At 68.6% G+C, this 25,624-nt stretch carries 24 protein-coding genes; 14 read left to right on the plus strand and 10 right to left on the minus strand.

Annotation, left to right across the window (positions count from 1 at the left end):
• Positions 1 to 22 precede the first annotated feature (22 nt).
• From M2421_RS05070 to M2421_RS05080, 3 genes are read left to right on the plus strand one after another with little or no spacing between them, the layout of a single operon-like run.
• Positions 23 to 1,708, plus strand: coding sequence for a GMC family oxidoreductase (locus tag M2421_RS05070; protein ID WP_259203785.1), 1,686 nt, complete (start codon positions 23 to 25; stop codon positions 1,706 to 1,708).
• Entirely contained in the window at positions 1,708 to 2,283 is a 576-nt protein-coding gene (locus M2421_RS05075; protein WP_259203786.1) for a gluconate 2-dehydrogenase subunit 3 family protein, read from the plus strand. Before M2421_RS05070 ends, M2421_RS05075 begins: the two co-directional genes overlap by 1 nt.
• Positions 2,283 to 3,041 carry a DUF1080 domain-containing protein gene (locus tag M2421_RS05080; RefSeq protein ID WP_259203787.1) on the plus strand — a complete coding sequence of 253 codons (759 nt, stop codon included), beginning with the start codon at positions 2,283 to 2,285 and terminating at the stop codon, positions 3,039 to 3,041. The genes M2421_RS05075 and M2421_RS05080 overlap by 1 nt, the downstream gene beginning before the upstream one ends.
• A gap of 30 nt (positions 3,042 to 3,071) precedes the next feature.
• On the opposite strand, the gene M2421_RS05085 is transcribed toward M2421_RS05080, so the two are convergent.
• Genes M2421_RS05085 through M2421_RS05105 form a run of 5 tightly spaced genes read right to left on the minus strand, consistent with a single transcriptional unit; the run spans position 3,072 to position 7,718 of the window.
• Positions 3,072 to 3,368, minus strand: a complete 297-nt coding sequence (locus M2421_RS05085) for a cytochrome c (protein WP_259204882.1) — start codon at positions 3,366 to 3,368, stop codon at positions 3,072 to 3,074.
• A gap of 30 nt (positions 3,369 to 3,398) precedes the next feature.
• Positions 3,399 to 4,265 carry a sugar phosphate isomerase/epimerase gene (locus M2421_RS05090; protein ID WP_259203788.1) on the minus strand — a complete coding sequence of 289 codons (867 nt, stop codon included), beginning with the start codon at positions 4,263 to 4,265 and terminating at the stop codon, positions 3,399 to 3,401.
• An 18-nt stretch (positions 4,266 to 4,283) separates the two neighbouring features.
• The gene (locus tag M2421_RS05095) at positions 4,284 to 5,408 is read right to left on the minus strand and encodes a Gfo/Idh/MocA family oxidoreductase (protein WP_259203789.1); all 1,125 of its coding nucleotides are present in this window, start codon (positions 5,406 to 5,408) and stop codon (positions 4,284 to 4,286) included.
• A gap of 13 nt (positions 5,409 to 5,421) precedes the next feature.
• Entirely contained in the window at positions 5,422 to 6,639 is a 1,218-nt protein-coding gene (locus M2421_RS05100) for a nucleoside permease (protein ID WP_259203790.1), read from the minus strand.
• Positions 6,640 to 6,665: 26 nt separating this feature from the next.
• Positions 6,666 to 7,718: a sugar phosphate isomerase/epimerase family protein gene (locus M2421_RS05105; protein WP_259203791.1), complete on the minus strand. Its 1,053-nt coding sequence runs from the start codon at positions 7,716 to 7,718 to the stop codon at positions 6,666 to 6,668.
• A gap of 96 nt (positions 7,719 to 7,814) precedes the next feature.
• On the opposite strand from M2421_RS05105, the gene M2421_RS05110 reads away from it, so the two are divergent.
• The 4 genes from M2421_RS05110 to M2421_RS05125 all read left to right on the plus strand — a co-directional run bounded on the left by M2421_RS05110 (position 7,815) and on the right by M2421_RS05125 (position 11,583).
• Positions 7,815 to 8,819, plus strand: a complete 1,005-nt coding sequence (locus M2421_RS05110) for a LacI family DNA-binding transcriptional regulator (protein WP_259203792.1) — start codon at positions 7,815 to 7,817, stop codon at positions 8,817 to 8,819.
• 158 nt (positions 8,820 to 8,977) lie between these two features.
• Positions 8,978 to 9,868 (plus strand): trypsin-like serine protease, encoded by an 891-nt coding sequence (locus M2421_RS05115; RefSeq protein WP_259203793.1) that lies wholly within the window; start codon positions 8,978 to 8,980, stop codon positions 9,866 to 9,868.
• 58 nt (positions 9,869 to 9,926) lie between these two features.
• On the plus strand, positions 9,927 to 10,328 hold the full coding sequence (locus M2421_RS05120) for a hypothetical protein (RefSeq protein ID WP_259203794.1): 402 nt from the start codon (positions 9,927 to 9,929) through the stop codon (positions 10,326 to 10,328).
• 229 nt (positions 10,329 to 10,557) lie between these two features.
• Positions 10,558 to 11,583 carry an AI-2E family transporter gene (locus tag M2421_RS05125; RefSeq protein WP_259203795.1) on the plus strand — a complete coding sequence of 342 codons (1,026 nt, stop codon included), beginning with the start codon at positions 10,558 to 10,560 and terminating at the stop codon, positions 11,581 to 11,583.
• 75 nt (positions 11,584 to 11,658) lie between these two features.
• On the opposite strand, the gene M2421_RS05130 is transcribed toward M2421_RS05125, so the two are convergent.
• From M2421_RS05130 to M2421_RS05145, 4 genes are all read right to left on the minus strand, one after another.
• A complete protein-coding gene (locus M2421_RS05130) occupies positions 11,659 to 13,662 on the minus strand; it encodes a hypothetical protein (RefSeq protein ID WP_259203796.1) in 2,004 nt (667 codons plus the stop codon).
• 54 nt (positions 13,663 to 13,716) lie between these two features.
• On the minus strand, positions 13,717 to 14,130 hold the full coding sequence (locus M2421_RS05135) for a hypothetical protein (RefSeq protein ID WP_259203798.1): 414 nt from the start codon (positions 14,128 to 14,130) through the stop codon (positions 13,717 to 13,719).
• Between the two features lie 181 nt (positions 14,131 to 14,311).
• A complete protein-coding gene (locus M2421_RS05140) occupies positions 14,312 to 15,373 on the minus strand; it encodes an MBL fold metallo-hydrolase (protein WP_259204884.1) in 1,062 nt (353 codons plus the stop codon).
• Between the two features lie 112 nt (positions 15,374 to 15,485).
• Positions 15,486 to 16,055, minus strand: coding sequence for a TetR/AcrR family transcriptional regulator (locus M2421_RS05145; protein WP_259203800.1), 570 nt, complete (start codon positions 16,053 to 16,055; stop codon positions 15,486 to 15,488).
• A gap of 205 nt (positions 16,056 to 16,260) precedes the next feature.
• Here M2421_RS05145 and M2421_RS05150 point away from each other — a divergent pair, with 205 nt between their 5' ends.
• From M2421_RS05150 to M2421_RS05180, 7 genes are all read left to right on the plus strand, one after another.
• Complete coding sequence (locus M2421_RS05150; protein ID WP_259203802.1) at positions 16,261 to 16,704, plus strand: DUF1801 domain-containing protein; 444 nt, start codon at positions 16,261 to 16,263, stop codon at positions 16,702 to 16,704.
• 23 nt (positions 16,705 to 16,727) lie between these two features.
• Complete coding sequence (locus tag M2421_RS05155) at positions 16,728 to 17,210, plus strand: DUF1801 domain-containing protein (RefSeq protein ID WP_259203803.1); 483 nt, start codon at positions 16,728 to 16,730, stop codon at positions 17,208 to 17,210.
• Positions 17,211 to 17,261: 51 nt separating this feature from the next.
• The gene (locus M2421_RS05160) at positions 17,262 to 17,849 is read left to right on the plus strand and encodes a hypothetical protein (RefSeq protein WP_259203804.1); all 588 of its coding nucleotides are present in this window, start codon (positions 17,262 to 17,264) and stop codon (positions 17,847 to 17,849) included.
• Between the two features lie 139 nt (positions 17,850 to 17,988).
• Complete coding sequence (locus tag M2421_RS05165; RefSeq protein WP_259203805.1) at positions 17,989 to 19,131, plus strand: metallophosphoesterase; 1,143 nt, start codon at positions 17,989 to 17,991, stop codon at positions 19,129 to 19,131.
• 265 nt (positions 19,132 to 19,396) lie between these two features.
• On the plus strand, positions 19,397 to 21,712 hold the full coding sequence (locus M2421_RS05170; protein WP_259203806.1) for a TonB-dependent receptor: 2,316 nt from the start codon (positions 19,397 to 19,399) through the stop codon (positions 21,710 to 21,712).
• Entirely contained in the window at positions 21,699 to 23,177 is a 1,479-nt protein-coding gene (locus M2421_RS05175; RefSeq protein ID WP_259203807.1) for an esterase-like activity of phytase family protein, read from the plus strand. Before M2421_RS05170 ends, M2421_RS05175 begins: the two co-directional genes overlap by 14 nt.
• A gap of 80 nt (positions 23,178 to 23,257) precedes the next feature.
• Positions 23,258 to 24,190, plus strand: coding sequence for an alpha/beta hydrolase-fold protein (locus M2421_RS05180; RefSeq protein ID WP_259203808.1), 933 nt, complete (start codon positions 23,258 to 23,260; stop codon positions 24,188 to 24,190).
• 16 nt (positions 24,191 to 24,206) lie between these two features.
• Here M2421_RS05180 and M2421_RS05185 read toward each other — a convergent pair whose 3' ends face one another.
• Positions 24,207 to 25,619, minus strand: coding sequence for a DUF2867 domain-containing protein (locus M2421_RS05185; RefSeq protein ID WP_259203809.1), 1,413 nt, complete (start codon positions 25,617 to 25,619; stop codon positions 24,207 to 24,209).
• Positions 25,620 to 25,624 lie beyond the last annotated feature (5 nt).

A 25,624-nucleotide genomic window follows, 5' to 3' on the forward strand; every position in this document is an offset into this window, starting at 1 on the left:
CTACCCAGGTGAAGCAGAACCCATGGCAGACAATCATTACGACGCCATCGTCGTTGGCTCCGGCATCAGTGGCGGCTGGGCGGCGAAGGAACTGACCGAGAAAGGCCTCAAGGTCCTGATGCTGGAACGCGGACGCAACATCGAGCACGTCAAGGACTACGTCAACGCGATGAAGGAGCCGTGGGATTTCCCACACCGCAACCGGCCCACCCAGGCGATGAAGGCCGAGTACCCGGTGTTGATGCGCGACTACGGCCTTGCCGAGAACCTGGAGGGAATGTGGGCCAACGAAAAGGAATCGCCGTACATCGAAACCAAGCGGTTCGACTGGTTCCGCGGTTATCACGTGGGCGGTCGCTCGCTGATGTGGGGGCGGCAGAGTTATCGCCTGTCGGACCTGGATTTCGAGGCGAATCTCAGGGAGGGCATCGCCACCGATTGGCCGATCCGTTACGCCGACATCGCCCCCTGGTATGACCACGTGGAGAAGTTCGCCGGCATCGCCGGCACGCGCGAGGGGCTGGACGTGTTGCCGGACGGCGAGTTCCTGCCGCCGATCCCGCTGAACATCGTTGAGAAGGACGTGGCCGCGCGGATCAAGAAGGCCTTTGGCGGCACCCGGCACCTGATCCATTCGCGCACCGCGAACATCACCCAGCCCAAGCCCGAGCAGGGTCGCGTCAACTGCCAGTACCGCAACAAGTGCATCCTGGGCTGTCCCTTCGGCGCCTACTTCTCCACCCAGGCGGCGACGCTGCCGGCGGCCATGAAGACCGGAAACCTGACCCTGCGGCCGTTCTCGATCGTCAAGGAAGTGCTCTACCACAAGGACCGCAAGCGCGCGCGCGGCGTGGAAATCATCGATGCAGAAAGCGGGCAGACCTACCAGTACACGGCCAAGGTCATCTTCCTCAACGCGTCCTCCTTCAATTCAAGCTGGCTGCTGATGAACTCGGCCACCGATGTATGGGAAGGCGGGTTGGGCTCTTCGTCCGGCGAGCTTGGGCACAACGTGATGGACCATCATTTCGGCGCCGGTGCCTCCGGCCGGGTCGAGGGCTACGACGACAAGTACTACTTCGGCCGTCGACCGTGCGGCTTCTACATTCCGCGTTTCCGCAACGTCGCCGCCGATAAGCGCGGCTACACGCGCGGGTTTGGCTATCAGGGCGGTGCCAGCCGCAACGGGTGGTCGCGCGAGATCGCCGAGTTGAACATCGGCGCCGACCTGAAGGAGGCGCTGACCGTGCCGGGCGACTGGCGCATCGGCATGACCGGCTTCGGCGAAATGCTGCCGCACCACGACAACACGATCCGCCTGGACAGGGACCGCAAGGACAAGTGGGGACTGCCGGTGCTGGCGATGGATGTCTCCATGCGCGCCAACGAACTGGCCATGCGCAAGGACATGGCCGCCGATGCCGCCGAGATGCTCGAGGCCGCCGGGGTCAAGGACGTGGAAATGCACGACCACGACTATGCGCCGGGCAAGGGCATCCACGAAATGGGGACGGCCCGCATGGGCCGTGACCGCCGCAACTCGGTGCTCAACAAGCACAATCAGGTCTGGGATGCACCCAACGTGTATGTGACAGACGGGGCCTGCATGACCTCCAGCGCGTGCGTGAATCCCTCGCTGACCTACATGGCGCTGACGGCGCGGGCAGCCGATCATGCCGTGCGCGAACTGAAAGCGGGGAACCTGTGATGGAACGTCGCGACCTGTTGAAGATGATCGTCGCCGCCACCGGCGCGGCCATGATCGGTTTGCCCGCGCTCGTCCAGGGACAGGCGCCCGCCGCAGGGGCGAAGACACCTTTCTCCGACGCCGATGTTGGCACGTTGGATGAAATCGCCGAGACCATCCTGCCGCGCACTGCAACGCCGGGGGCGAAGGACGCCGGTGCCGGTCTGTTCATGGCGCGGTTCGTTGCCGACTGCTACACGCCCCGGCAGCAGGCGACGTTCCGCGCAGGCCTGGTCGACATCGACAAGCGCGCTGGCGGCCGGTTCGCGTCGCTCGCGCCGCAGTCCCGCACCGATCTCCTGCGCGCGCTGGATGCAGAGGCCAGGAAACACGCGGTCGACGTGACCGAGACCGGCACCGCCGCGGAGGGAGAAGCGATGCCGCATTACTTCACCATGATCAAGCAGCTCACCATCTTCGGCTTCTTCACCTCGAAGGTCGGCGCGACCGACGTGCTGCGCTACGTCGCAGTACCGGGCCGCTACGACGGCGACCTGGCCTATGTTCCTGGCACGCCCGCCTGGGGGACCAGCTGATGAACCGCAACACGTTGATCAGGCCTCTCCAGGTTGCAACCGGCCTGCTGGCCACGGCATCTGTGTTTGCACAGGCCGATACCGATCCCGCGCGCGATCCAACGAAGACCGAGGTGTGGACCCCCGTGCCTGCGGTCGTGTCCACGCCTCAAGGGGGGGCGCCCTCCGACGCGATCGTGCTGTTCGATGGCAAGGATGTGGCCGCCTGGGAGTCGGAGCTGGGCGGGCGCGTACCTTGGCGCGTGGCCGATGGCGCACTCACAGTGGTTCCGGGCAGCAAGGGCATCCGCACCCGGCAACGCTTCTGCGACATCCAACTGCATGTCGAGTGGCGCACGCCTACCGACACGAAAGGATTCGACGGTCAGAACCGGGGTAACAGCGGCATCTTCCTGCAGGAGTTGTACGAGCTGCAGGTGCTGGACAGCTACAACAACCCGACCTACGCCAACGGCCAGGCCGGCTCGATCTACAAGCAGGCGATGCCACGGGTGAATGCCTCGCGTGCGCCGGGGCAGTGGCAGGCTTACGACATCGTCTGGAGGGCGCCGCGATTCTCGGCAGGCGGCGGGCTCACCTCACCCGCCCGCATCACCGTGCTGCACAACGGCGTGCTGGTGCAGGACGACACCGTTGTGTCGGGCAGGACCGAGTACATCGGCGCACCGTCGTACGCGCCGCATGGGTGCGCGCCGCTCTACCTGCAGGAACACGATTCCAGGGTGAGTTACCGCAACATCTGGGTGCGGGAACTGTAACGCCGGCCCGCATGGGCCGGCACTGGACCGTCAGTGCGAGAGATAGCTGGCGAGGTCGTCGATCTCCTGCTCGGAGAGCTGCGAAAAGGGCGGCATCAACCCGCCGCCTTTCTTGATCTTCTCCTTGATCTGCGCCGGCTGCAGCCGCTTGGCGACATCGGTGAGCGCCGGGAACGTGGGCGGAACGCCGGCGCGATCTGCACCGTGGCAGGCCGTGCAGTGGGTGGCGTAAAGCGCTGCCCCGGCCGCAGGCGCATCCTTGGACCAAGCCGTCGTCGCAAGCGTCGCACCCGATAGCAGTACGGCCAGGGTCGTGATCAGGGTCAAACGAGTGTTCAAGGGCAACTCCTTGGCTGGCTAGCGCGTTGCGCGGGCGGGCAGGTTGGCGGGCAGGTGGGCGCGCAGGTAGTCCGCCGACGCCTGGATGACCTTGGCCGGATCACGCGGATGGTCGTGCTCGACGATGTACCACTGCACGCCGGCATCGGCGGCGGCAGGCAGGATGGCGTTCCAGTCCAGGACGCCCTGGCCCACGGCAGCGAAACCCCCTTCGTCGTCGGCCTGGCCTTTGGGCGCATTGTCCTTGGCGTGCACCGCGAACAGGCGACCACGGAATTTTCCCAGCGTCACCGCCGGGTCATGGCCCGCACGCGCGACCCAGGCCAGGTCCAGCTCGGTCAGGAGGTCGGGGCCGGCCGCGGCGAACAGCAGTTCCAGGCCGGTCCTGCCATTGAACTGGACCAGCTCGAAGTCGTGGTTGTGGTAGGCCAGCCGCATGCCACCGGCCCGCGCCCGCGTGGCGATGCGGCCCAGTTCCTGGCCCAACGCGGTCCAGCCTGCCGCATCGGTCGGCCGCGCCTTCTCATCCAGGTACGGCACCACCAGCACCGTGTTGCCGATCGACCGGTTGAAGGCCACGACCCCGTCCAGGTCCCTGCGCAGTTCGGCCAGTTGGACGTGGGAGGAAATCGCCTTGATCGAATACCTGTCCAGCAGCTGCTTGAGTTCCACCGCGCTGACGTTCTGCGTGCCAACGGTTTCGACCGCGCCCACGCCGGCGTCGTGGACAATCTTCAACTGCTGGTCGAGCGAGCCGGCATCGCGCAGCGTGTACATCTGCACCGCGATGGGCGGTTGCGGTGCGGCGGCGTCGCGCGCGAAGGCGGGCAGGGCAACGAGGAACAGCAGTGCGAGCGTCGCGGTCGTGCGTACTGGGGTGTTCATCAGGCAGTCTCCCGGGATTCAGTCGATGGCGGTCCAGGCGCGTGTCCTGGCCGAAGCGATGACGCGATCAACGATCAGCGCCGAGCGCAATCCGTCGGCGAAGGTGGGCAGGCCCTGGGGCTGCTCGCCGTCGATGGCGCGATAGGTGTCGGCGACAAACGCCTCGAAGCACGTGGCGTAGCCCTGCGCGTGGCCGGCCGGCAACACCGACAGCCGGCGTTGTTCGGCACTGCCTGCGCCGGGCCCGCGCACGAAGATTTCCTCGCGCTGGTCGGGCAGGCCGACCCACAGCCGTTCGGCGTCCTCCTGGTCGAACGCCACGCTGGCCTTGGCGCCATCGATCTCGAACCAGAGGCGATTGCGGCGTCCCGCCGACACCTGGCTGACCGTCAATGACGCCAGCGTCCCCGCGCCGGTCCTGAACATCGCCGCCGCCACATCCTCGCTGGCTACGGCCTGCATCGCCCCGCCCGCCGCGGGCGCGGTGAAGCTCTGCCCGGCAAGCGAGCCGCGCTCGGCAATCACGGTGGCGAACGCTGCGCTGACGTCGACGAAACGCTCGCCGCCCACCCATTCCACCAGGTCGCACCAGTGCGAGCCGATGTCGGCGAACACGCGTGACGCGCCGCCCAGGGCCGGGTCCACGCGCCAGTTGTTGCTGGCCGGGTCCAGCAGCCAGTCCTGCAGGTAGCTGCCGTGGATCAGGCGCAGCGGGCCCAGTTCGCCCTGCGCGATGCGGGCGCGCGCTTCGCGGATCACCGGGTGGTAGCGGTAGACGAAGGGCACCGTGGCGACCAGCCCGGTCGAGGCGGCCAAGGACGCCAATGCCTGGGCGTCTTCCAGTGTCGTGGCCAGCGGCTTCTCGCAGACCACGTGCTTGCCGGCTTGCAGCGCCGCCTGCGCCATGGCGCGGTGCAGGTGGTTGGGCGTACAGACGTGCACGACCTGGACCTGCGGATCGGCGAGCACGTCGTCGATGTCGCGATAGGCGCGCGGCAGATTCCACGACTGCGCCACGTCGTGCGCGCGTTGCGGGGACGAGGCGGCGACACCGCGGACCTCGGCACCGGCCAGCAGGGCGGCGCGACGATGCACGGCCCCGATCATGCCGGTGCCGACGATGGCGATTCCAAGTTTGCGCATCGGGGGGAGGTCCTCAGGGCGTGGTGGGGGCAACCGCGACCACCGGCCGGTCGCGGAACAGCAGGAGGAAGGCGATCAACACGAGCAGCGCGACGCCGGCCGGGAACAGCCAGATCTGCTGCCAGTCCGGACCGGTCGCGGTGGTGTAGTGCTCCACCACCGCGCCGGACAGGAACGTGCCGATCAACATGCCCACGCCGTAGGTGGCCAGGGTGATGAAGCCCTGCGCGCTGCTGCGCGCGGCGGGGCCGGCATGCGCGTCGGTGTAGATCTGGCCGGTGACGAAGAAGAAGTCGTAGCAGATGCCGTGCAGCACGATGCCGATCACGATCAGCGAGAAGCCGCCGCCCGCATCGCCGAAGGCGAACAGGGCGTAGCGCACCACCCAGGCGGCCATGCCCACCGCCAGCATGGTCTTGACCCCCAGCCGCACGAACAGGAACGGCATGGCCAGCATCAGCAGCACTTCGGACACCTGGCCCAGCGATTGCAGCCCGGCGGCGCCGCGCACGCCCAGGTCGTTGAGATACGGGTTGGTGAAGTTGTAGTAGAACGCCAGCGGGATGCAGATGGCGATGGACGCCAGGAAAAACACCAGGTAGGAGCGCGACTTCAGGAGCCGAAGCGAGTCCAGCCCCAGGATCTGCCCCATCCCGGCGTCGCGCTGTTGCGCCAGCGGCGGCGTGTGCGGCAGGGTGAAGGCGTAGAGGCCCAGGGCCAGCGACGCCATCGCGGCCATCCGGAAGGTCAGCTCGAGCCGATGTGCCTGTTCCCAGCCGAGCCAGCCGATCAGCACGCCGGCCACGATCCAGCCGATGCTGCCGGCCACGCGCACCAGCGGAAACTGCTTCTCCGGCGACTGCATGTGCCGCATCGCCACGCTGTTGGCCAGTGCCAACGTCGGCATGAACAGCAGCATGTACCCCATCACGCAGGCCGAGAACGTACCGAAGTCCGTCGCCGTGGACGCCAGCCACATCAGTACCGCGCCGGCCAGGTGCAGTATCGCGAGGATGCGCTGCGCCGCGAAGTAGCGATCGGCGACCAGGCCAACCAGGAACGGCGCCACGATGGCGCCGATGGACTGGCTGAGGAAGGCCGTCGCCACCTGGCTCGCGCTGGCCTGGAGCGGGCCCTGCACCAGGTACGTCCCCAAGGTGACGAACCATGCCCCCCAGATGAAGAACTGCAGAAACATCATCGCGCCCAAGCGCGACATGGTATGCGTCATGGCTTGCCCTCCCAGGCGGTCGTGGCTCAGATCCCCAGCATGCGGCGCAGTGTTTCCGGATCGGCGCCGCTGTCGGCGAAGTCGTCGAAGGCGCGCCCGGTGACGCGGATGATGTGGTCGCGGATGAAGGCTGCGCCCTCACGCGCGCCGTCTTCCGGGTGCTTCAGGCAGCACTCCCACTCCAGCACCGCCCAGCCGGGAAAATCGTATTGCGCGAATCTGGAGAAGATCGCCTTGAAGTCGATCTGGCCGTCTCCCAGCGAACGGAACCGTCCCGGGCGATCGATCCAGTCCTGGTACCCGCCGTAGACGCCACTGCGCGCACTGGCGCGATACTCCGCATCCTTGACGTGGAAGATGCCGATGCGCTCGTGGTACCGGTCGATGAAGCCCAGGTAGTCGATCTGCTGCAGCAGCAGGTGGCTGGGGTCGTACAGCATCCTGGCGCGAGGGTGGTGGTCCACCACGTCGAGGAAGCGCTCGAAGGTCGCGCCGTCGTGCAGGTCCTCGCCCGGGTGGATCTCGAAGCACAGGTCCACGCCGCAGGCGTCGAAGGCGTCCAGAATGGGGCGCCAGCGCCGGCCGAGTTCGGCGAAGGCTTCGTCCACCAGCCCCGGCGGGCGTTGCGGCCAGGGATAGAAGTAAGGCCAGGCCAGCGCGCCGGAGAAGGTGGCATGCGCGGCCAGCCCAAGACGCTCGCTGGCCTTGGCCGCGAGCATCAGCTGTTCCACCGCCCAGGCTTGGCGGGCGGCCGGATCGCCGCGCTTGTCCGGCGGCGCGAATCCGTCGAACAGGCTGTCGTAGGCGGGATGGACCGCGACCAGCTGCCCTTGCAGGTGGGTGGACAGCTCCGTGATCTGCAGGCCATGACCGGCGAGCATGCCGGTGATGTCGTCGCAGTACGCCTGGCTGCGCGCGGCCTCGGCCAGGTCGAACACCTGGGGCGCGCTGGTAGGCACTTGTACGCCAGAATATCCCAGGCCCGCGGCCCACCTGGCCAGCGTGTCCAGCCGATCAAAAGGAGGTGTGTCGCCGATGAACTGCGCCAGGAACAGCGCCGGACCCTTGAGCGTCTTCAACGTGATTCGCCCCAATGCAATCGATTGCATTTATCCTAGCATGGGCCTCCCGCAAGACCTGTTGTGCACTGCACAGTGCGGATAAGAACTGAAACCATGGCAACCATCTACGACATTGCAAAGCACGTTGGCGTCTCCGCAGGCACGGTGTCGCGGGCGCTGTCCCGGCCGGAAAAAGTCCTGCCGGCCACGCGCACGCGCATCGAGCAGGCCGCCGCCGCGCTGGGCTATGTCCCCAACACGGTGGCCAGGACGCTCAAGACCCAGCGCAGCGGCAAGCTGCTGGTCACCGTGCCGGACATCGCCAATCCATTCTTCGCCCAGATCCTGCAGGGTGCCGAGGACGCGGCGCAGGCCGTCGGTTATGCCGTCCTGCTGGGCGATACCCAACATCGACCCGACCGCGAGGAGCGCTACGCGCAGATGCTCCGGCGCAACGAGGCCGACGGCCTGATCGTGCTCGGGCATCGCCTTCCACCGACGGCGCGCGAGATCGTCCAGCAGCTGGGCGCCGCCGCGCCGGTGGTCAACGGATGCGAGTTCGATCCCGCGCTGGGCCTGCCCAGCGTCCACATCGACAACGCGGCCGCCGCGCGCGCCGTGATGGAACACCTGTATGGGCTGGGACACGAGCGCATCGCCGTGGTGGGCGGGCCGCCCGACAATCCCCTGCACCTGCAACGGTTGGAAGGGGTGCGGGCCGTCGGCAAGGCGCGCGGCCGCCTGCGCAGCCTGGTCATCGCGCCGGGCGACTTCTCCGTGGAATCCGGGCATGCGGCGGGGGTGGCGCTGCTGAGCAGCGCGACGGCGCCGACCGCCGTGTTCTGCTTCAGCGACCAGATGGCGCTGGGCGTGCTGGCGGCCTGCCGGGACAGGGGCATCCGCGTCCCCGAGGACCTGTCCATCGTCGGCTTCGACGATCTGGCGTCCTCCCGGTACCTCACGCCGCCGTTGACGACCATCCGGCAACCCATGCGGGAGATCGGCGAGCGTTCGGTCAACCTGCTGCTCGCCATCATCGAACGGGTCGACGTGCCGCGCCAGCAAACGCTGGATTTCAGCTTGATGGTGCGGGGGTCGACCGCCGCGCCCCGGGGCTAGGGGACGGCAGGCCAAAACGCGTCATGCATGCGTCGAGGTACGCGCCGCCTACCGCGGGGACCTGCATCGGCATGCGGGTTGCCGCTGGCGGGGTGGCGGGCGCTGCCCATCCACCGCAATCTCGGCTACCGTATCCCACGCTTACACAGGGATGCCGTATGCGCCACCGTTCTTCTTTCCGCTCGCGCCAGCCCAATCCGCTGCGCCGCACCCTCACGACCCGCTGCCTGGCCCTGGTACTGCTCGCGGCGTCGGCGAGCGCCGGTGCCGTGGTCATTCGCGATGATGTCGATGACGCCCGCTACCGGGTGGATGCGTCCACGATCCCCGCGCTGGTTGACATGCCGGGCGAAGGGCATGGCGTGCTCATCGCGCCGCGATGGGTGGTGACCGCCGCACACGCGGCCCCCATGCAGGGCATGGACGCGGACGTCACCATCAACGGGATCGCGCGCCGGGTTGAACGCGTGATCGTGCATCCCGGCTACAAGCGGATGCCGGCGGCCTTGGGCGAGGCGGCGCTGGCAAGCGGAAACCCCTCCCGGATACACGCCTTCCTGGCCGGCTCGGACGACATCGCGCTGGTCCAGCTTGCGCAACCCGTGGACGACGTTGCACCGCTCCCGCTCTACCGCGGCAGTGGCGAGGTCACCCGGGTCGCCACGTTGTTCGGCAAGGGCGCGACCGGCAACGGTATCGACGGGCAGCGTGCAGGGGGCGCGCACCGCATCGACCTGCGGCGCGCCGTCAACGCCATCACCGGCGCCAACGATCGCTATCTCTGGTACCGGTTTGATCCGCCGCCGCGCGCGTTGCCGCTCGAGGGCGTGCTTGGGGGAGGTGACAGTGGCGGGCCGCTGTTGATCGACGTCGAGGGCGCGGCGCAGCTTGCCGGCCTGGGCTCGTGGATCACCGGTACGCCTGAGCACGCGCTGGCGGCCGGGTTCTACGGCCAGGTCGTGCACAACGTGCGTATCTCCCGCTACGTCGACTGGATCGATGGCGTGACGTGCGAAGCGAGCGACGGGAACTGCCCGCCGCGACCGTAGCTGCCCACGACCCAGGCGAGGGTCTGCACGCGTCACTTTCCTTTTGCCGGGAGGCCGAATGCGATACCTGTGCGACGTTGATGTGCTGTCGAACCTGCGCAATGGCAGAACCGTGGAACAACTGCTGCCGGGCAGGGTCGAGGATGCGTCGTCGATCGTCCGCTACATCAGCCTGGAGCGCGCTGGCGTGGATCGTTGGGCCGTGCGGCTTTGCGAAGTGCTGGATATCGGGAACACGGACTTCATCGATGTGTACGTTTTCCCCGCGCTGGATCCGGATGAACCGTTCGGTGCGGTGGCACTGTTTCCCACGCCAGAGGCGGCGCTGACGCACGCGCGGGTGGCGTTGTCGGCCGATCCGCGAAAGTTCGTCAACGTCGGCATGGTCCAGAGCGAGTATCAGGATGCCTGCCGCACCGGCCCGGATGGTGGGCCGCTTGATCGCGGCCCCAACCGCTGATACTGGAGCGATCTACCAGGCCCGTTCGATGCGCATGGAGGGCGGGATGCTGTCGCGCCCGCCATCGGCGTTGGACCGGGGAAGCGGTGGCAGGGTGGTGTACTCCCCGAACGCCCCGGTGGGCGAGGAGCGGGCTGGCTTCTTTGCGCCGGGTGAACGCGCTCAACACGGCCGCGGCGCGGGCAGCGTCGCATCCTCTACCATGGGCCACCTGCCAGGAAGCGCCGCCATGTCCCTCGTGATTCCCACCTTGCCCAAGCCCCCCGTCGCCCGCATCGCGGCCTGGCTGCTGATGCTGCTGGGCATGTGGCTGGCGTTGAAGCTGGGCCTGGTGGTGACGCTGCTGTCGGGGCTGCTGGTGTTCCACCTGACCCATCTGCTGGCCTCCACCGTTGAAGGCAAGCTGCCGCCGGGGCGCGCACGTGCCTACTCGGTGATCGTGCTGTCGGCGCTGATCATCGGCGTGCTCACCCTGGCCGCGATCGGCATCGCCTCGTTCTTCCGCACCGAAACCGGCGGGCCTGATGCATTGCTGATGCGCCTCATGGATATCCTCAATTCGTCCCGCCACCAGGTGCCGGCGCTGCTGCAGCCCTACATCCCCGAGGACCTGCAGGCGCTGCGCACGGCGGTGAACGACTGGGCCGCCACCCACCGCCAGCAGCTCGGCATCGCCGGCACGTCGGTCGTGCAGATCAGCGTGCGGGTGCTGATCGGCATGGTGCTGGGCGCGATGATCGCGCTGTACGACGAACTGCCGCTGCCGAAGATGGGGCCGCTGGCGCAGGAGCTGATCGGACGCACCTCGCGGCTGGCCACCGCGTTCCGCCAGGTGGTATTCGCGCAGGTGAAGATCTCGCTGCTCAACACGTTGTTCACCGCGATCTTCCTGCTGGTGGTGCTGCCGCTGTTCGGCGTGCATGTGCCGCTGTCCAAGACGCTAGTGCTGATTACGTTCCTGGCCGGCCTGCTACCGGTGGTGGGCAACATCATCTCCAACACCGTGATCACCATCGTCGCGCTGTCGGTGTCGTTCTACGTGGCGATGGCCGCGCTGCTGTACCTGGTGGTCATCCACAAGCTGGAGTATTTCCTCAACGCGCGCATCGTGGGCGGTGAGATCCAGGCACGCGCGTGGGAGCTGCTGTTGGCGATGCTGGTGATGGAGGCCGCGTTCGGTCTGCCGGGGTTGGTGGCCGCGCCGGTGTTCTATGCGTACATCAAGCGCGAGCTGCTGGACCAGCGCTGGATCTGAGATGGCGCAGCCACGCATGGCGTGGCTCTACGGGCGGGGGGCGCAGCGACGCGTGGCGTGGCTCTACGTTGCGGGTCAGCGCGGTGCGGTCCACGCCGGCTTGGCGAGCTTGCTGCGGCGCTGCTCGGTGCGGTTGGCGTGGTAACGCGCAATGCTCTGTCCCAGCTCGTCCAGCGCGCCGGCCGGCATCCACAGCTGCTGCGTGCCACGGGTCATCGCGGTGTACGCCGCGCGTACCGGGTTGTGCGCGTAGCCACGACCGAAGCCGGTGCGGAAGCAGCACATCGACATCGCGACCTGGGCGAACTCGGTGTTCTTGGCGTGCTCGACCAGCATCAACTGCAGCGGTGCCTCGTGGAAGGCGGTCAGGCGCTGGGTCAGTTCGATGAACCGATCGCGGTTGTAGCCGCGCATGAACATGCGCGGGATCTGCGGCATGTCCTGTTCGTTGCACTCGGCCAGCAGGGCCTCCCAGCGCTGGCTGCTGCCGCCGTGCGAGGTCATCTCGCGGTAGGCCTCTTCGCCGCGGTTCACCTCGCGGCCCACGCTGGACAGCGTGTCCGGATGCACGCCGAAGCTTGCCCCCGCCGCCGACAGCCGCTGCGCTTCTTCCAGCAGCCGCCACGGGTTGCCGTACACGCGTGCGCCGCGGCCGGGCACCTCGTCCCACGCGGCATAGGTGCGGGCCAGCGTCGGCTGGTCGGGGGAACCGGCGAACGGTCCGTCGAAGTAGCCGGTGGCATCCAGCGCCACGGTCTGGTTGACCAGTTGCTCGACCATCGGGCCCTGGCGCACCGACTGCACGATCTCCAGTTTCATGCCGGTGGCAAAACGCGGTGAGCGCCCGACCAGGCGCTGGTTGGGATCGCCCAGGCTGATCACCGAGCCCTCGTAGCCGGACAGCAGTGCCTTCCACGCCGGGCTCATGTCGTGGCCTTCATCGATGAGCAGGGTGCCCCAGCTGGCCGGGATCCTGGCACCGTGCAGCGCCAGCCATTTGCCGATGTGGTCGACGTTGAGGCTGAGCAGCGTGGCTTTCTGCAGCACCGGGTCAAACATGCAGCGCCACACATGCTCGGCGGCGGCGATGTAGGGGGCCGCATCGATCATCGCCCACGGCACCGCGCGCACGAAGTGGCGGGGCGCCAGGCGTTCGTCCCGCGAGCGGCACCAGGTGGCGATGCCTTCGAAGGCCACGCGCAGCACGCTGGCCGGCGGCTGGTTGCCGATCGGTTGCAGGCCGATGCGCTGGGCGATGTCGCGGAAGGACGCCTTGCTGATCTGGAAGGTCGGGCGGTAGGCGGTGCCGAGGATGCCGAGGCGGAACGCGCTGCCGGCCACCTGGTTGGCGAAGCTGATCTGCGACAGGATTTCCACCGGCAACGCCCCGCTCAGCCGACGCCGGAAGGCCTGTACCTGGCTGGGGCGCGGGGCGATGTAGGTGTAGCGCCGGGTCGCGCTGTCCAGCAGTTGCAGGATGAGGTGGGTCTTGCCGGCGCCCGCATAGGCGTCCAGGTCGATGTGCTCGTCGTCGTTGGCCACGATCGCGCGCAGTGCGCGGGCCTGTTCGGCGGTGTAATCGTGGGTGCGCTCGACGTAGGCGGGCGCCTGCAGGGCTTCGCCGCCGGTTGCATCCTGCGCGTCCGGGTCCACCGCCGCATCGGTGTAGAAGCGGATCGTGTGCGGCTCCAGCGTGGTGCGGCAGGCGGCCTGGAACGGGTCCACCGGGTAGTCCTCCGGCGACAGCTGGCAGAACTGCTGCACCACCGCCTCCGGGCCCAGCACCACGCCCTGCAGGGCCAGCGCTTCCAGCCAGTCGTTCAGGCGCGTCGGCAGGCGGGGCGCCAGCGCATGGAACTGCGCGGCGGCATCGTCCGGGTGCGCGGCGAACAGCCCGCAGGCCTGCTCGATCAGCCGGGTCAGCGCAGCGCTGTGATGGGGCTTGCCCTGGCAGAGCGCGGCGGCGAACAGCCCGGCTCGCTCCAGCGCGGCGGCCGGGATCTGCGCACCTTCAAGGAACGCGGCCAGCGCTGACGGGCTCAGCGGCAGGAAATACACAGGTTGGGTCGGCAGGGGCATTGCAGGGGGGATCGGACGGCTGCCGGCAAGGTAGCAGATGCACCCCTGCTGCGCTCAGAACGGGTGCGCCTTGGCGCAGGCCAGTGCGTGGTTGTAGTCGCTGGACATGCAGCGGTAGAACGCGCGCTTGTTGCCGGCGGCGGCCTCGCAGTCGGCCAGGCTGAGCTGGGGCAGCAACGCCCGCAGGGGCACGGCGGCGCGCTCGAAATCGGCAGCGGGCAGGTAGCCGCCCTGCACGTTCTTTTGGCCCACCTCCAGCATGGTCTCCACGCTGTAGCGGGCGTTCTCCACCGCCTTGGGACAGGCCAGCGGCGCATCGCCGTCGCGTACCTCCAGCAGCGCGGCGGCGAGCTGGTCGACATCGGCGAGGGCCTGCTCGCGCGGGCCCGCTGCGCCGGCCACGGGCGAGGCCGGCGCGGCAGGCGGCGCGGCGGCGGCCAGGCCGATGATCAACAGTGTCGCCAACATGCCCATCGGGCGCTCCTTGCCAAGATGTCCCGCACCGGCGGCGCCGCGTGCATCCGGCGCCGATCATAGCGTGGCGGCAGGCAGCCGGGTCATCGACCCGATGACCGCGCAGCAGGCGCGCCTGCGCGCGGCGTATCGGGTGCATCGCAGGCGCCGCATCGCAACGGTTGGCCTGCGCCGCTCACATTGCGCTGCCCACCGGCGTGATCCGGCGCGCGTCCTGCGCCGCCTTCACCTTGCGCCACCACGGCGACCCCGGCTGCGGTGCATCCAGGTCCAGGCGCTCGCCCATGCCCGGGGTGGCCAGGGCGATGGCGCGCTGCGCAGCCAGCGCACTCACCCGTTCAAAGGGTTCGTCCCACCGGTGCAGGGCCAGGTCGAAGGTGCCGTTGTGGATCGGCACCAGCCAGCGGCCGCGCAGGTCCTGGTGGGCCTGCACCGTCTGCTCGGGCTGCATGTGCACGAACGGCCACTTCGCGTCGTAGGCGCCGGTTTCGATGAAGGTGACATCGAACGGCCCATAGCGCTCGCCGATCTGGCGGAAACCATCGAAGTAGCCGGTGTCGCCGCTGAAGAACAGGCGCAGGCCGTCATCGAGGATCACCCAGGACGCCCACAGCGTGCGATCGCGGTCACGCAGGCCGCGCCCGGAAAAGTGCTGCGCCGGCGTGGCGGCAAAGCGCACCCCGTCCACCTCGGTTTCCTGCCACCAGTCCAGCTGGCGCACCCGCTCGCGCGGCACGCCCCAGGCGATCAGGCGGTCGCCCACGCCCAGCGGGGTGAGGAACACGTCGGCACGGCTGGCCAGGTACTTGATGGTGGCGCGGTCGAGGTGGTCGTAGTGGTCGTGCGAGAGCAGCACGCCGCGGATGGGCGGCAGGTCGTGCAGGGCGATCGGCGGGGCGTGGAAGCGCTTGGGGCCCATCCACTGCACCGGCGAGGCGCGCTTGGAAAACACCGGGTCGGTCAGCCACCAGCCGCCGCGCAATTTCACCAACAGCGTGGAATGGCCCAGCCGGTACAGGCTGTGGTCCGGCGCGCTGGCGAGCTCGGCGGCGCTGACCGCGCGGACCGGCGGGGCCTGCGGCGGGGTGGTGCCGGCCGGGCGGTCGAACAGGAATTCCCATAGCAGCTTGAGGGTGCCGGTGACGGTCTCCTTGGGCTTGGGGGCAACGTTGGTGAAGTGGCCGCCCTGCATCTGCGGCGATTGGTCGTGGTTGGCGATAGGCACGGTCAGGGTCATCCCGAGTAGTACGGTGAGGGAGAAGGCGGCAACAAGCAGGGGGAGGGCTCTCATGGCGCACCTTCGGTGAAGTGAGTGTGTACGCACTCATTTAATGGGTGAAAAAAGGGGCTCATCGCTGGATGCCTTTCCAGAACAGGTCGAAGCCGGCCTGCTGCAGCGCCTGCCGGCGCTCCGGCTCGGCCGCCATCGCCTCCAGGGTGGTTTCCAGCAGGTTGACCAGCACCCGGCCCAGGTAGAACGGCAGGCGCTCGCCATCGATGTGGTCGGCCAGGCTGGATTCCAGCCGCTGCAGCATGCTGCCGAACAGGCCGGCGCATTCGCTGCGGGTCTGCTCGCTGATGCGCTCGGATACCTTGAGCTGGCGCAGCGCCATGCGATCGACCGGGTAGGTCGACCCCCAGTCGATCAACGCATTCCAGGCGTGCAGCAGCAGCCCGTGCGCATCGGCCTCGGCGGGGAAATGGGTGCCGAGCGCCATCGACAGCCGGGTTTCCAGGCGCACGAACAGCGCGTTGAGCAGCGCATCCTTGGTCGGAAAGTAGGTGAACACCGTGCCTTCGGCGACCTTGGCCGCGCGCGCGATCTGCGCCGTCGACGCGCCGATCCCCTGTGCCGCCACCAGTCGGGCAGCCGCATCGAGGATGGCATCGTGTTTCTGTTCGCTGAGCGGGCGGGCCATGACAATGAGTAAGTGAGTGCTTGCTCATTTATAGCCCTGCGCGAGGGGCAGTGCAAGGGCCGCCCACGAGGCCGCAGGGGATCGTTCAGCCAGCGGGGCATCGGCCGCCGGACACCGCCGCCGTGCCCCGGTCCCCGGGGCAGATTGTCACCGCACGGGGCGAGGGCTATAACGCGGTTCTGGACTGCCCGCTGGAGCGCCGCACATGCCGTCTCGAACGCCCGGCACTTCCCCGCCCGACCCGCCTGCGGTGCGCCTGCTGGCCGGCGGCAACCCGCAGATCGCCAAGGGCCAGGGCGACACCCCGGTGCAGGCGTATATCGCGGCGATGCCCGGCTGGAAGCGTGCGGTGGGCACGCGCCTGGATGCACTCATCCGCGATGCCGTGCCCGGTGTGCGCACGGCGGTGAAGTGGAATTTGCCCCTGTACGGCGCGGGCGGGCAGGGTTGGTTCCTGAGCCTGCATTGCTTCCGCGGCTACATCAAGGTGGCGTTCTTCCGCGGCGCGGCGCTGACCCCGCCACCGCCGGAGCCGTCGCGGAGCGGCGATACCCGCTACCTGCACATCCGCGAAGACGCGGCGCTGGATGAAGCGCGCTTCGTGGCCTGGGTCGTGCAGGCGAGCGGGTTGCCAGGCGAGCGCATGTAGTCCACTGCCACGAGGAAAATGCGATGACCAAGCCAACCCCCGGCACCGCGCGCGCGGCCGCATCGGCCGCCGACACCGGCGCCTCCGCGGCGCAGCAGATCGACGCGACGATCGCCCGCCTGGACGACTGGCGCGGCGCGACCCTGGCGCATCTGCGCCGCATCATCCGGGCGGCGGATCCCGAGGTGGTCGAGACGGTGAAATGGCGCGGCGTGCCGGTCTGGGAACATGACGGCATCCTGTGCACCGGCGAGACCTACAAGGCCGCGGTGAAAATGACCTTCGCCCGGGGCGCCGCGCTCGAGGATCCCACCGGCCTGTTCAATGCCAGCCTGGACGGCAACGTGCGGCGCGCGATCGACGTGCATGAAGGCGAGACGATCGACGAAGCGGCGTTGAAGGCGCTGATTCGCGCCGCGGTGGCCGCGAACATTGCCGCCAGGGCGGCAGCGCCCGGCAAACGCAGGGCGACGTCGCCGCGGCGTGGTACGCACGACGCGCCCTGATCCGGTAGCCTGTGGCCAGCATTGGACGCCACTACCACGACAAGGAGCAGCATGCGTCATCTTTCCTGGGCCCTCGCGGGCCTGCTGCTGTCGCCGCTGGCGGCGGCACAACCGGCATCGCCCGCAACGCAGGCGGACACGTTCAACCAGTTGTTCGGCACCACCTGCATGACCCACCTGAACTCGGTGGACGGCCTGACCGCCTGGATGGCCGCGCGCAACCTGGCGCCGCTGGATGACACGGTCGCGCAGAGCTTCCTGCATGGCACGCCGGGACGGGCGTGGGCCATCACGCTCGATGGCGACCAGTACGCGGTGTCACGCACCGATGCGGGCCTGTGCGCCGTGTACGCCCGGCGCATGGACGGCGAGCAGCTGCAGTCGCGCTTCGCCGCGCTGGTGAGCAAGGCGCCGGCACCGATGACCGCACGGCCGACCCCGAGCCCGGCGTCGAGCACGGCGACGCGGCGTTCGGTGTCCTATCTCTGGTCGTGGCCGGACGAGACAACCTCGGGGCTGCTGTTCACCTTGACCACCTCCAGCGATCCGGATGCGCCGCTGCAGGCGATGATGTCACTGGCGCGTACCCGACTCGACGACGACGCGGCGGCGAAGGCTGCGCCGCCCTCCGCGCGCTAGCCCTCGCGGGGCGGCTGCGCGACGCAGTGTGTCGCGCATGTGGCAGGTGCGCGGTGGCACGGACGGGCGGATTCGGCAAAGATGGTGCACTGCATGATCGCCCCTGGCGACCGTGCAGGTCTCCCCCATTGAAACTGGAATGCCTGTGCTGAGTGTTGTTGGTGTGCTGCTTGCGCTGTACGTGGTGTGGCGTGTGGTCTGGCCGTTGCAGGTGTCGTTGTCCCTGCGCGGGCCGCTTGGATTGCTGGTGGTGGCGTTGGCGCTGCACCACCGCATCGTGGCCCGTTTCGCCGGCACGATGGCCTCGCCGGAGATTCCCAAGGCCGCCATCGCGGTGCTGGCCACCGGCTTCACCACGCTGCTGCTGGGCGCGGTGATGCTGCTGCTGCTGGACCTGCTGCTGCTCGGTGCACGCCTGCTGCGCTGCCCACGCGCCACCGCGGCGCTGCGCGGGGCTGCCTTGCGTCCCGCGGCCTTCGGCGTTGCCCTGCTGCTGTCCGTCTACGGCATCTGGCAGGGCATGGCGGTACCGCAGACACGCCAGGTCGAGGTGGTCATCGACGACCTGCCCGCTGCGTTCGATGGCTACCGCGTGCTGCAGTTGACCGATATCCACGCCAGCCGCCTGCTCACCGGCAGCTGGGTGGCCAAGGTGGTGGCCAACAGCAACGCGTTGAAGCCGGACCTGGTGGTGATCACCGGCGACCTGATCGATGGCAGCGTGGCCGCGCGTGCGGCCGACGTTGCGCCGCTGGGCGCGCTGCGTGCGCCGGACGGGGTGATCGCGATCACCGGCAACCACGAGTACTACGCGCAGTACGCCGCCTGGATGCAGGCCTTCCGCTCGCAGGGCATGCAGGTGCTGGAGAACAGCCATGTGCAGGTCCAGCGCGGCGGCGCGGCGCTGACCATCGCCGGAGTCACCGACCCGGTGGCCAGCAACTACGGGCTGCCGCCGCCGGACCTGGGCGCCGCGCTGGCCGGTGCCGATCCCAAGGCGCCGGTGATCCTGCTCGACCACCGGCCGATCGCGGCACCCGCCAATGCGGCACGCGGGGTGGCGTTGCAGCTGTCCGGGCATACCCACGGTGGCCACATCCTGGGCATGGACCAACTGGTGAAACGGGCCAACGGTGGTTACGTGTCCGGTCGCTACGACGTGGATGGCATGACCTTGTACGTCAGCAACGGCGCTGGCCTGTGGCCGGGCTTTGCCGCGCGCATCGGCGTGCCGTCGGAGATCACCCTGATCACGTTGCGGCGGGCGGCCTCGGCACGCTGAGCCGGCCGCAGGGAACGCGCGCAGCGCCAGTGGTGGTGACGCGTCGCGCGTGGCGTGCAGACATCGGCGCGCGCCGCAATACGGGCGTGTGGCGGGCACGCGCGATGTCATAAGACGGTCATCGCGCGGGCGCACCATTTTCACGTGAGGTCGGCAGCGCCCGTGCGCATGCGACCCCGTGGTCTGCGCCCGTCATTTCCCCTTGTCTGCATGACTGCCTGGCCCTGGCCGGGCGGAGCGTGCCTGCCCGAGTACGTTGAACACCATGAAAAAGAACCTCTTGGCCGTTGCCGTGATGCTGGCCACGGCGCCTGCCGCCTGGGCGCAGGACGCCACCACGCCCGGCACCGACAGCGCCACCGACCTCGACGCGGTCTCGGTGATCGGCAGCGGCGAGGCACGCCAGGTACAGCGCATCACCGCGCAGAACCTCGACATCCTGCCGCCGGGCACCAGCCTGCAGAAGGCGATCAACATTCTGCCCGGCGTCAATGCGCAGTCGGCCGACGCGCTGGGCACCAACGAGCAGTCGATGACCCTGAGCCTGCGCGGCTTCAATGCCACCCGGCTGGGTTACACGCTGGACGGCGTGCCGCTCGGCGACGGTGCCTACAACAACTACAACGGCCTCACCATCAACCGCGCGCTGATCAGCGAGAACATGGCCGGTGCCGAACTGGCGGTGGGCATCGGCAGCCTGGGCACGCCGTCCACCAGCAACCTCGGCGGCACGCTCAGTTACACCTCCAACAACCCACTGGCTGCGATGGGCGGCCGCCTGGTGCAGACCTTCGGGAGCGACAGCAACCGCCGTACCTTCGTCCGCGCCGATACCGGTGAACACAACGGGTTCTCGGCGTATGTGTCGGGCATGAATGCGGCCTCGGACCTGTGGAACGACCAGAGCGCCTACAACCAGTCGATCACCAAGCAGTTCAATGCCAAGGGCGTCTGGAATATTGGCAACGGCCGCATCGCCGCCTTCGTCGATACCTCGCGCACCTCGCAGGCCGACTATTTCTATCTGTCCAAGAACGAAATGGCGCGCGGGCTGGGCTGGGACTGGGGCGGCTATGCGCCGGACTGGAACAAGGCCGTGGCCAAGGCGTACTGCAACACCGCCACCTACGTGAAGGCCAAGTGCGATGCATCCGGCCCCGACCGCGATGCGGACGGTGCGTTCACCGCCGGGCAGATCCTGCGCGACGACAACCTGTACTCCCTGTCCGGTGACTTCTTCCTGGCCGATGGCGTCAGCCTTCACGCGCTGGCTTACCACCATGATGACCACGGAGAGGGCCACAACTGGAACAGCGGTGCATGGTCGAACAAGGGCACCACGCAGGAAGTGCCGATCATCTTCCGCAACACCGTCTACGAGATCGACCGCAACGGGGCCACGCTGTCCGTCGACTGGGACCTGGGCGCGCACCACATCGAAGGTGGCCTCTGGTACGAGCGCAACGAAAGCAGCGCTGAGCGCTACCAGACCGCGGTCACCGGCCCGCGCGACCTCAGTGGCATGAACAGCACCCAGACCGATGTTGGCGTGTTCGCCCAGCGCACCCGCTGGGAAACCAGGCAGGCCTACCTCAAGGACACCTGGCGCCTGCTCGACGACCGGCTCACGCTCGAATTCGGGGTCAAGAGCCCGCATGTCACCTCCGACGCGCAGGCGCTGCCGGGGACGGCCAGGACGCCGATCGCGGCCAGCTCCAACAACCAGTTCGCCAGCGGTCGGTTGAAGATGCGCAAGTCCGCGCTGCCCAGCGTGGGTGCCAATGTCCGCCTGACCGACAGCCAGGAACTGTTCGCCAGCTATGCCGAAAACATGGCGATGTTCCAGGGCGGCTTCAAGCTGGGCCCGCAGGCGGTGAGCCAGGCCACGTGGAATGCGCAGGGCGACCTGGAGCCGGAGCAGTCGCGCTCCTTCGAGGCCGGCTACCGTTACGTCGGCGCTTCCCTGCAGGCTTCGCTGGCCGCCTACACGGTGCGCTTCGACAACCGCCTGCTGCAGTACAACCCCTGCGACTCGCGCCAGCCGGTGGGACCGACCTGCGGCAACCGCTTCTACAACGCCGGCGGCGTGGATAGCCGAGGCGCGGAACTGACCGTGGTGTGGACGCCCAGCGAGCACCTCACCTGGTACAACTCGGCCTCGCTGAACCGCTCCACCTACCGGTCGGATTATGTCCAGGCCGGCGTGATGCAGCCGATCGAGGGCAAGATCCAGACCGATACGCCCAAGCAGATGTTCGCCAGCGAAATCACCTGGCGCGACCACGGCTGGTTCGCCACGCTGCGCGGCAAGTACACCGGCGAGCGCTTCTACACCTACACCAACGACCAGGGCTTTGGTGGGTTCACCGTGTTCGACGCGTCCGGCGGCTACGACTTCGGCCGGGTCGGCGTCGCCCAGGGCGTGCGATTGTGGGTCAACGTGACCAACCTGACCGACAAGCGCTACGCCAGCAACCTGGATTCCAGCGTATTCGCCCCGAGCGACCCGACCGGCACGATCTACGTGTTCCACGCCTCCGCACCGCGCCAGGTGTTCGGAACGGTCGATGTCCGTTTCTGACCGCCGGCCCGGGCCGCGCGAGGTGGTGTTCGCCGCGCTGCTTGCGCTGATGGCGGCGCCGGTAGTCGCCGCGGCCCCGGCCCGTCCCGCCGCGGCGTCGGACACGCCGGTACTCGTCGCCGCCGGCGCGCTGCCGGCCGGCACCGTGGATTTTCTCGGCGACACGCTGGGCTCGTTCTCGTCGCTGGCCGTGGATGTCGGGCAATGGACGCGCACCGCCGACGGCTACCGCGGCGTGCTGTGGACGCTGCCCGATCGCGGCCGCAACGATCCCGATGCCGGCCTGTTCTACGACTACGCCGGGCGGCTGGAACGCCTGCAGCTGCGGATCGAGATCGGCGCCGGCCAGCGCGCCGGCCAGGTTACGCTGACGCCCGACGGCGGGCTGCTGCTGCGCGACTTCAACGGCGAGCCCTTCACCGGTGCCGATCCGGGCGAGCATACCGTCGTGCAGAACGGCATCCTGCTGCCGTCGCCCGCGCAGGGCGTGGGCGCGGGCAAGATATCGCTGGATGCCGAAGCGCTGCAGTTCACCGCCGATGGGCACTTCTACATCGGCGACGAGTACGCCGCGCACGTGTACTACTTCGCCCCCGATGGTCGCCTGCTGGGGGTCATCGTGCCGCCACCCGCGGTGCAGCCCCGGCGCGACGGACGGGTGATGTTCGATTCGCGCCGTGCCCCGGACAGTGGCCGGCGCAACAACCAGGGCGTGGAGGGCATGGGTCTGTCGCCCGACGGCCGCCGCCTGTTCGTCGCGCTGCAGAGCGCGCTGGTGCAGGACACCGCCACGGGCGACGCCAGCGGCCGCATCAACACCCGGGTGATGGTCTATGACGTCAGCCGCGATCCGCTGCCCACCCGGCCGATCGGCCACTACGTGGTGCAGCTGCCCACCTATGCGCAGGATGGCAAGGGCACGCCGGACCGCACCGCCGCACAGAGCGAGCTGCGCGCCTTGGACGACCACCGCTTCCTGCTGCTGGCCCGCGACGGCAACGGGCTGGGCAGCGACACGCGCGATCCCATCGTCTACAAGTCGGTCCTGCTGGTCGATACCCGCGGCGCCAGCAACCTGGCGGGCAGTGACTACGAGCAGGGCATCGCCTCAGTCCTCGCGGAGCGCGACGGCACCGCGTTGAAGCCCGGCATCGTGCCGGCGCGCAGCCACGTGCTGCTGGACCTGCTCGACCCGGTACACCTGGCCCGCGCCGGGCTGGACACCGCGACCGCCAAGGGGGCGCACGCCGGGCTGCTGTCGGAGAAGTGGGAGGCGATGGATCTGCTGCCAACACTTGACGCGACGCGCCCGGACGAGCGGCTGCTGCTGGTGGGCAACGACAACGACTTCATCGCGCGCCACTGTGTCATGCAGGGCATGCGCTGCGACAGCGCCTACGACAACGACAACCGGGTGCTGGTGTATCGACTGACGGTGCCGGCGCAGACGGCGGATACGCACTGAACCGGCAGGCCGGCTTGGCAACCGGGCCCGGAATTGCGAGGCTGGTCCTTTCAGGTGAGCGGCGGGTGCCGATGAAAGCGATGTACACAGGCCTGGGGGCGATGATGGTGCTGGCCACGGCCAGCGGCTGCGCGACGCAGGGCGATGCGGTGCGGCGTGCGCCTGCGGCGATCCAGCCGGTGAGCGGTGTGGTGCTGCCGGATACCGAAAGCTGGCGCGTGCACGATCCGGCCGGGCGCGATTACCCGATCTGGGTGGCGTTGCCCGCCAGCTATGCGGCCCACCCCGAGCGGCGCTACCCGGTGCTGTACGTGACCGACGCGCTGTACAGCTTTCCGCTGGTGCGCAGCATCCGCAACCTGGTCGGGCAGGGCGGCGCCAACCTGGAGGACTTCATCCTGGTCGGGCTGCCGCCGCAGGAGGGCCTGACCTCGAAACAGAGTCGCTCGCGCGATTACACCCCGACCCGGCCGGTACGCCACAGCGGGGACGACTACAGCGATGACGTGGTCTACGGCGGCGCGGCGCACTACCGTGACTTCCTCGCCGCGCACGTGCTGCCAGCGGTGGACGCGCGCTACCGCACCGACCCGGCACGGAGAAGTTTTGCCGGTCATTCGTATGGCGGCCTGTTCGGCAGCTTCGTGCTGGTCACGCGCCCGGAGATGTTCCAGACCTATATCCTGTCCAGTCCGTCGTTGTGGTTCGACAACCACGTGGTCGACCCGCTGGAGCAGGCCTACGCGCAGCAGCACCGCGCGCTGCCGGCGCGGGTACTGCTGGCGATCGGCAGCTTTGAAACGATCAAGCCAGAGTCGCGCTACCTGACCCGCAACGACATGCTCAAGGACAACCAGGCCTTCGCCGACCGCCTGCGCCAGCGCGGGTATGAAGGGCTGCAGGTGGAGACGTCGATCATCGACGGCGAAGACCATCTCACCGTCTATCCCACCACGTTGACACGCGCCCTGCTGCAGGTGTTCCCCGGCAGTGAGCCGTACGACGGCGGCTGAGCGTCGGGGCGCCGGGTCAGGCCGCGCCGGTGGCCGGCTGCAGCGCGGTCGCCTGCACCAGCTCCGGTGCCAGTGCGTGGGCGACGGCCATGCGCAGCATCGCGGGGCTGACATGGCGGCGGTGAACCCGGTTGATGGCCGCCATGTAGAGCCGCCCGAAGTGATTGTGGGTACGCACCCGGGTGCCCAGCGCGACCACGGCGGCACCGTCGTCGAGCAACTGCACGCGCACGCAGGAGCGGAAGCGCAGGTGGCGGTCATCGGCACCCAGCAGCACCTCGGCACTGCGGTCGTCGGGGGACCGCGACTGCGCATGCACCGGGAAGCGCTGCGCGAACCGTTCGCCCGGCGCGTCGGACAGCAATGACGACACCGGGCACCCCAGCGGCGAGGTGCGCAACTGCAGCGGCGCGACCAGCACGTTGCGCAGCGCCATCAAGCGCCCGACGCTTGGCGGCGGATTGTGCACGAAGCCGTCCAGCACCGATTCCAGCACGGCCGCGGCGGAATGGCTGCCGATACTGCGTGGCGGCAGGGTCAGCGTGGTGTAGTCCTCGTGGTCGACGTCGCCTGCCAGGGCCTGCTGCAACAGGGAATCGGCGGGCGCGGCCGATGCACTGTGGATGGGATGGGCGGCGGCGCTGCGGCCGACGTAGCCGTGCGCCGGCCGCAGCCGGGCCAGGCCGCTGCGTACACGCCCGACCAGATCACGGCTGCGCGCGCACAGACCCGCCAACGCCGATCGTGCCGGCGCGTGCAGCGACAGGCTTACCACCGGCAACCGCGTCAGATCGGTCTGCGCCAGCACCTGTTGCACCACCGGTGGCAGTGTCTCGGTGAGGGTGGGGATGTCGGCCGCGCCGGCATCGACGCGTGCCCGTTGCGCCCCGGTCAGCGCACCACTGCGCTCGTTGGCGTGGCAGGACAGCGCGAACAGCGCCGGATGGCGCGGGTGCCGGGAGACGAACTGGTGCCAGGTGCCGCTGCCGAAGCGCACGGTGAACAGGCAGTCCGGCGGGATGTCCACGCAGCGCAGGGCGTGCAGGAAGGCGGCGGGGTCCTCCTGCAGCTGCGCGTCCGATGCGGTGGAAAAGCGCAGCTGCGCGCCGCCACTGCCGGCAATCGCGGTGAACATGCGTGGCCCGGCGTGGCGATGGAAGGGATGCCCGTGCTGGCCCACCGAGAAGGAATACAACGAGGAGGCGTCGTCGTGCGCCAGGTGCATGCCGCCCAGGCGCGCGGAGGGCTCGTCCAGCGCATCGACGAAGCGCGGGTGCGCTGCCTGGCGGATGCCGGCATCGCGAACCAGCTGGTCACCGGCACCGATCCCGAGCTGGGCGATCAAGGCCACTTCCACCGGGCTGCCTTCGCCGCAGGAGGGCAGGCTGACGCTGGGGAAGGAACGACTGACACGGGTGGTATCCAGCATGACGA

It is taken from the genome of Stenotrophomonas sp. BIGb0135 (assembly GCF_024810105.1).
Classification (GTDB): domain Bacteria; phylum Pseudomonadota; class Gammaproteobacteria; order Xanthomonadales; family Xanthomonadaceae; genus Stenotrophomonas; species Stenotrophomonas maltophilia_AB.

Excerpts from the sequence above, each read along its gene's own strand:
- M2421_RS05090 (WP_259203788.1), bottom strand. The coding sequence starts at position 4,265 with ATGAACACCCCAGTACGCACGACCGCGACGCTCGCACTGCTGTTCCTC.
- M2421_RS05075 (WP_259203786.1), top strand. The coding sequence starts at position 1,708 with ATGGAACGTCGCGACCTGTTGAAGATGATCGTCGCCGCCACCGGCGCG.
- M2421_RS05125 (WP_259203795.1), top strand. The coding sequence starts at position 10,558 with ATGTCCCTCGTGATTCCCACCTTGCCCAAGCCCCCCGTCGCCCGCATC.
- M2421_RS05135 (WP_259203798.1), bottom strand. The coding sequence starts at position 14,130 with ATGTTGGCGACACTGTTGATCATCGGCCTGGCCGCCGCCGCGCCGCCT.
- M2421_RS05115 (WP_259203793.1), top strand. The coding sequence starts at position 8,978 with ATGCGCCACCGTTCTTCTTTCCGCTCGCGCCAGCCCAATCCGCTGCGC.
- M2421_RS05175 (WP_259203807.1), top strand. The coding sequence starts at position 21,699 with ATGTCCGTTTCTGACCGCCGGCCCGGGCCGCGCGAGGTGGTGTTCGCC.
- M2421_RS05145 (WP_259203800.1), bottom strand. The coding sequence starts at position 16,055 with ATGGCCCGCCCGCTCAGCGAACAGAAACACGATGCCATCCTCGATGCG.
- M2421_RS05070 (WP_259203785.1), top strand. The coding sequence starts at position 23 with ATGGCAGACAATCATTACGACGCCATCGTCGTTGGCTCCGGCATCAGT.
- M2421_RS05155 (WP_259203803.1), top strand. The coding sequence starts at position 16,728 with ATGACCAAGCCAACCCCCGGCACCGCGCGCGCGGCCGCATCGGCCGCC.
- M2421_RS05150 (WP_259203802.1), top strand. The coding sequence starts at position 16,261 with ATGCCGTCTCGAACGCCCGGCACTTCCCCGCCCGACCCGCCTGCGGTG.
- M2421_RS05140 (WP_259204884.1), bottom strand. The coding sequence starts at position 15,373 with ATGACCCTGACCGTGCCTATCGCCAACCACGACCAATCGCCGCAGATG.
- M2421_RS05120 (WP_259203794.1), top strand. The coding sequence starts at position 9,927 with ATGCGATACCTGTGCGACGTTGATGTGCTGTCGAACCTGCGCAATGGC.
- M2421_RS05100 (WP_259203790.1), bottom strand. The coding sequence starts at position 6,639 with ATGACGCATACCATGTCGCGCTTGGGCGCGATGATGTTTCTGCAGTTC.
- M2421_RS05095 (WP_259203789.1), bottom strand. The coding sequence starts at position 5,408 with ATGCGCAAACTTGGAATCGCCATCGTCGGCACCGGCATGATCGGGGCC.
- M2421_RS05170 (WP_259203806.1), top strand. The coding sequence starts at position 19,397 with ATGAAAAAGAACCTCTTGGCCGTTGCCGTGATGCTGGCCACGGCGCCT.
- M2421_RS05080 (WP_259203787.1), top strand. The coding sequence starts at position 2,283 with ATGAACCGCAACACGTTGATCAGGCCTCTCCAGGTTGCAACCGGCCTG.
- M2421_RS05165 (WP_259203805.1), top strand. The coding sequence starts at position 17,989 with ATGCCTGTGCTGAGTGTTGTTGGTGTGCTGCTTGCGCTGTACGTGGTG.
- M2421_RS05110 (WP_259203792.1), top strand. The coding sequence starts at position 7,815 with ATGGCAACCATCTACGACATTGCAAAGCACGTTGGCGTCTCCGCAGGC.
- M2421_RS05130 (WP_259203796.1), bottom strand. The coding sequence starts at position 13,662 with ATGCCCCTGCCGACCCAACCTGTGTATTTCCTGCCGCTGAGCCCGTCA.
- M2421_RS05185 (WP_259203809.1), bottom strand. The coding sequence starts at position 25,619 with ATGCTGGATACCACCCGTGTCAGTCGTTCCTTCCCCAGCGTCAGCCTG.
- M2421_RS05160 (WP_259203804.1), top strand. The coding sequence starts at position 17,262 with ATGCGTCATCTTTCCTGGGCCCTCGCGGGCCTGCTGCTGTCGCCGCTG.
- M2421_RS05180 (WP_259203808.1), top strand. The coding sequence starts at position 23,258 with ATGTACACAGGCCTGGGGGCGATGATGGTGCTGGCCACGGCCAGCGGC.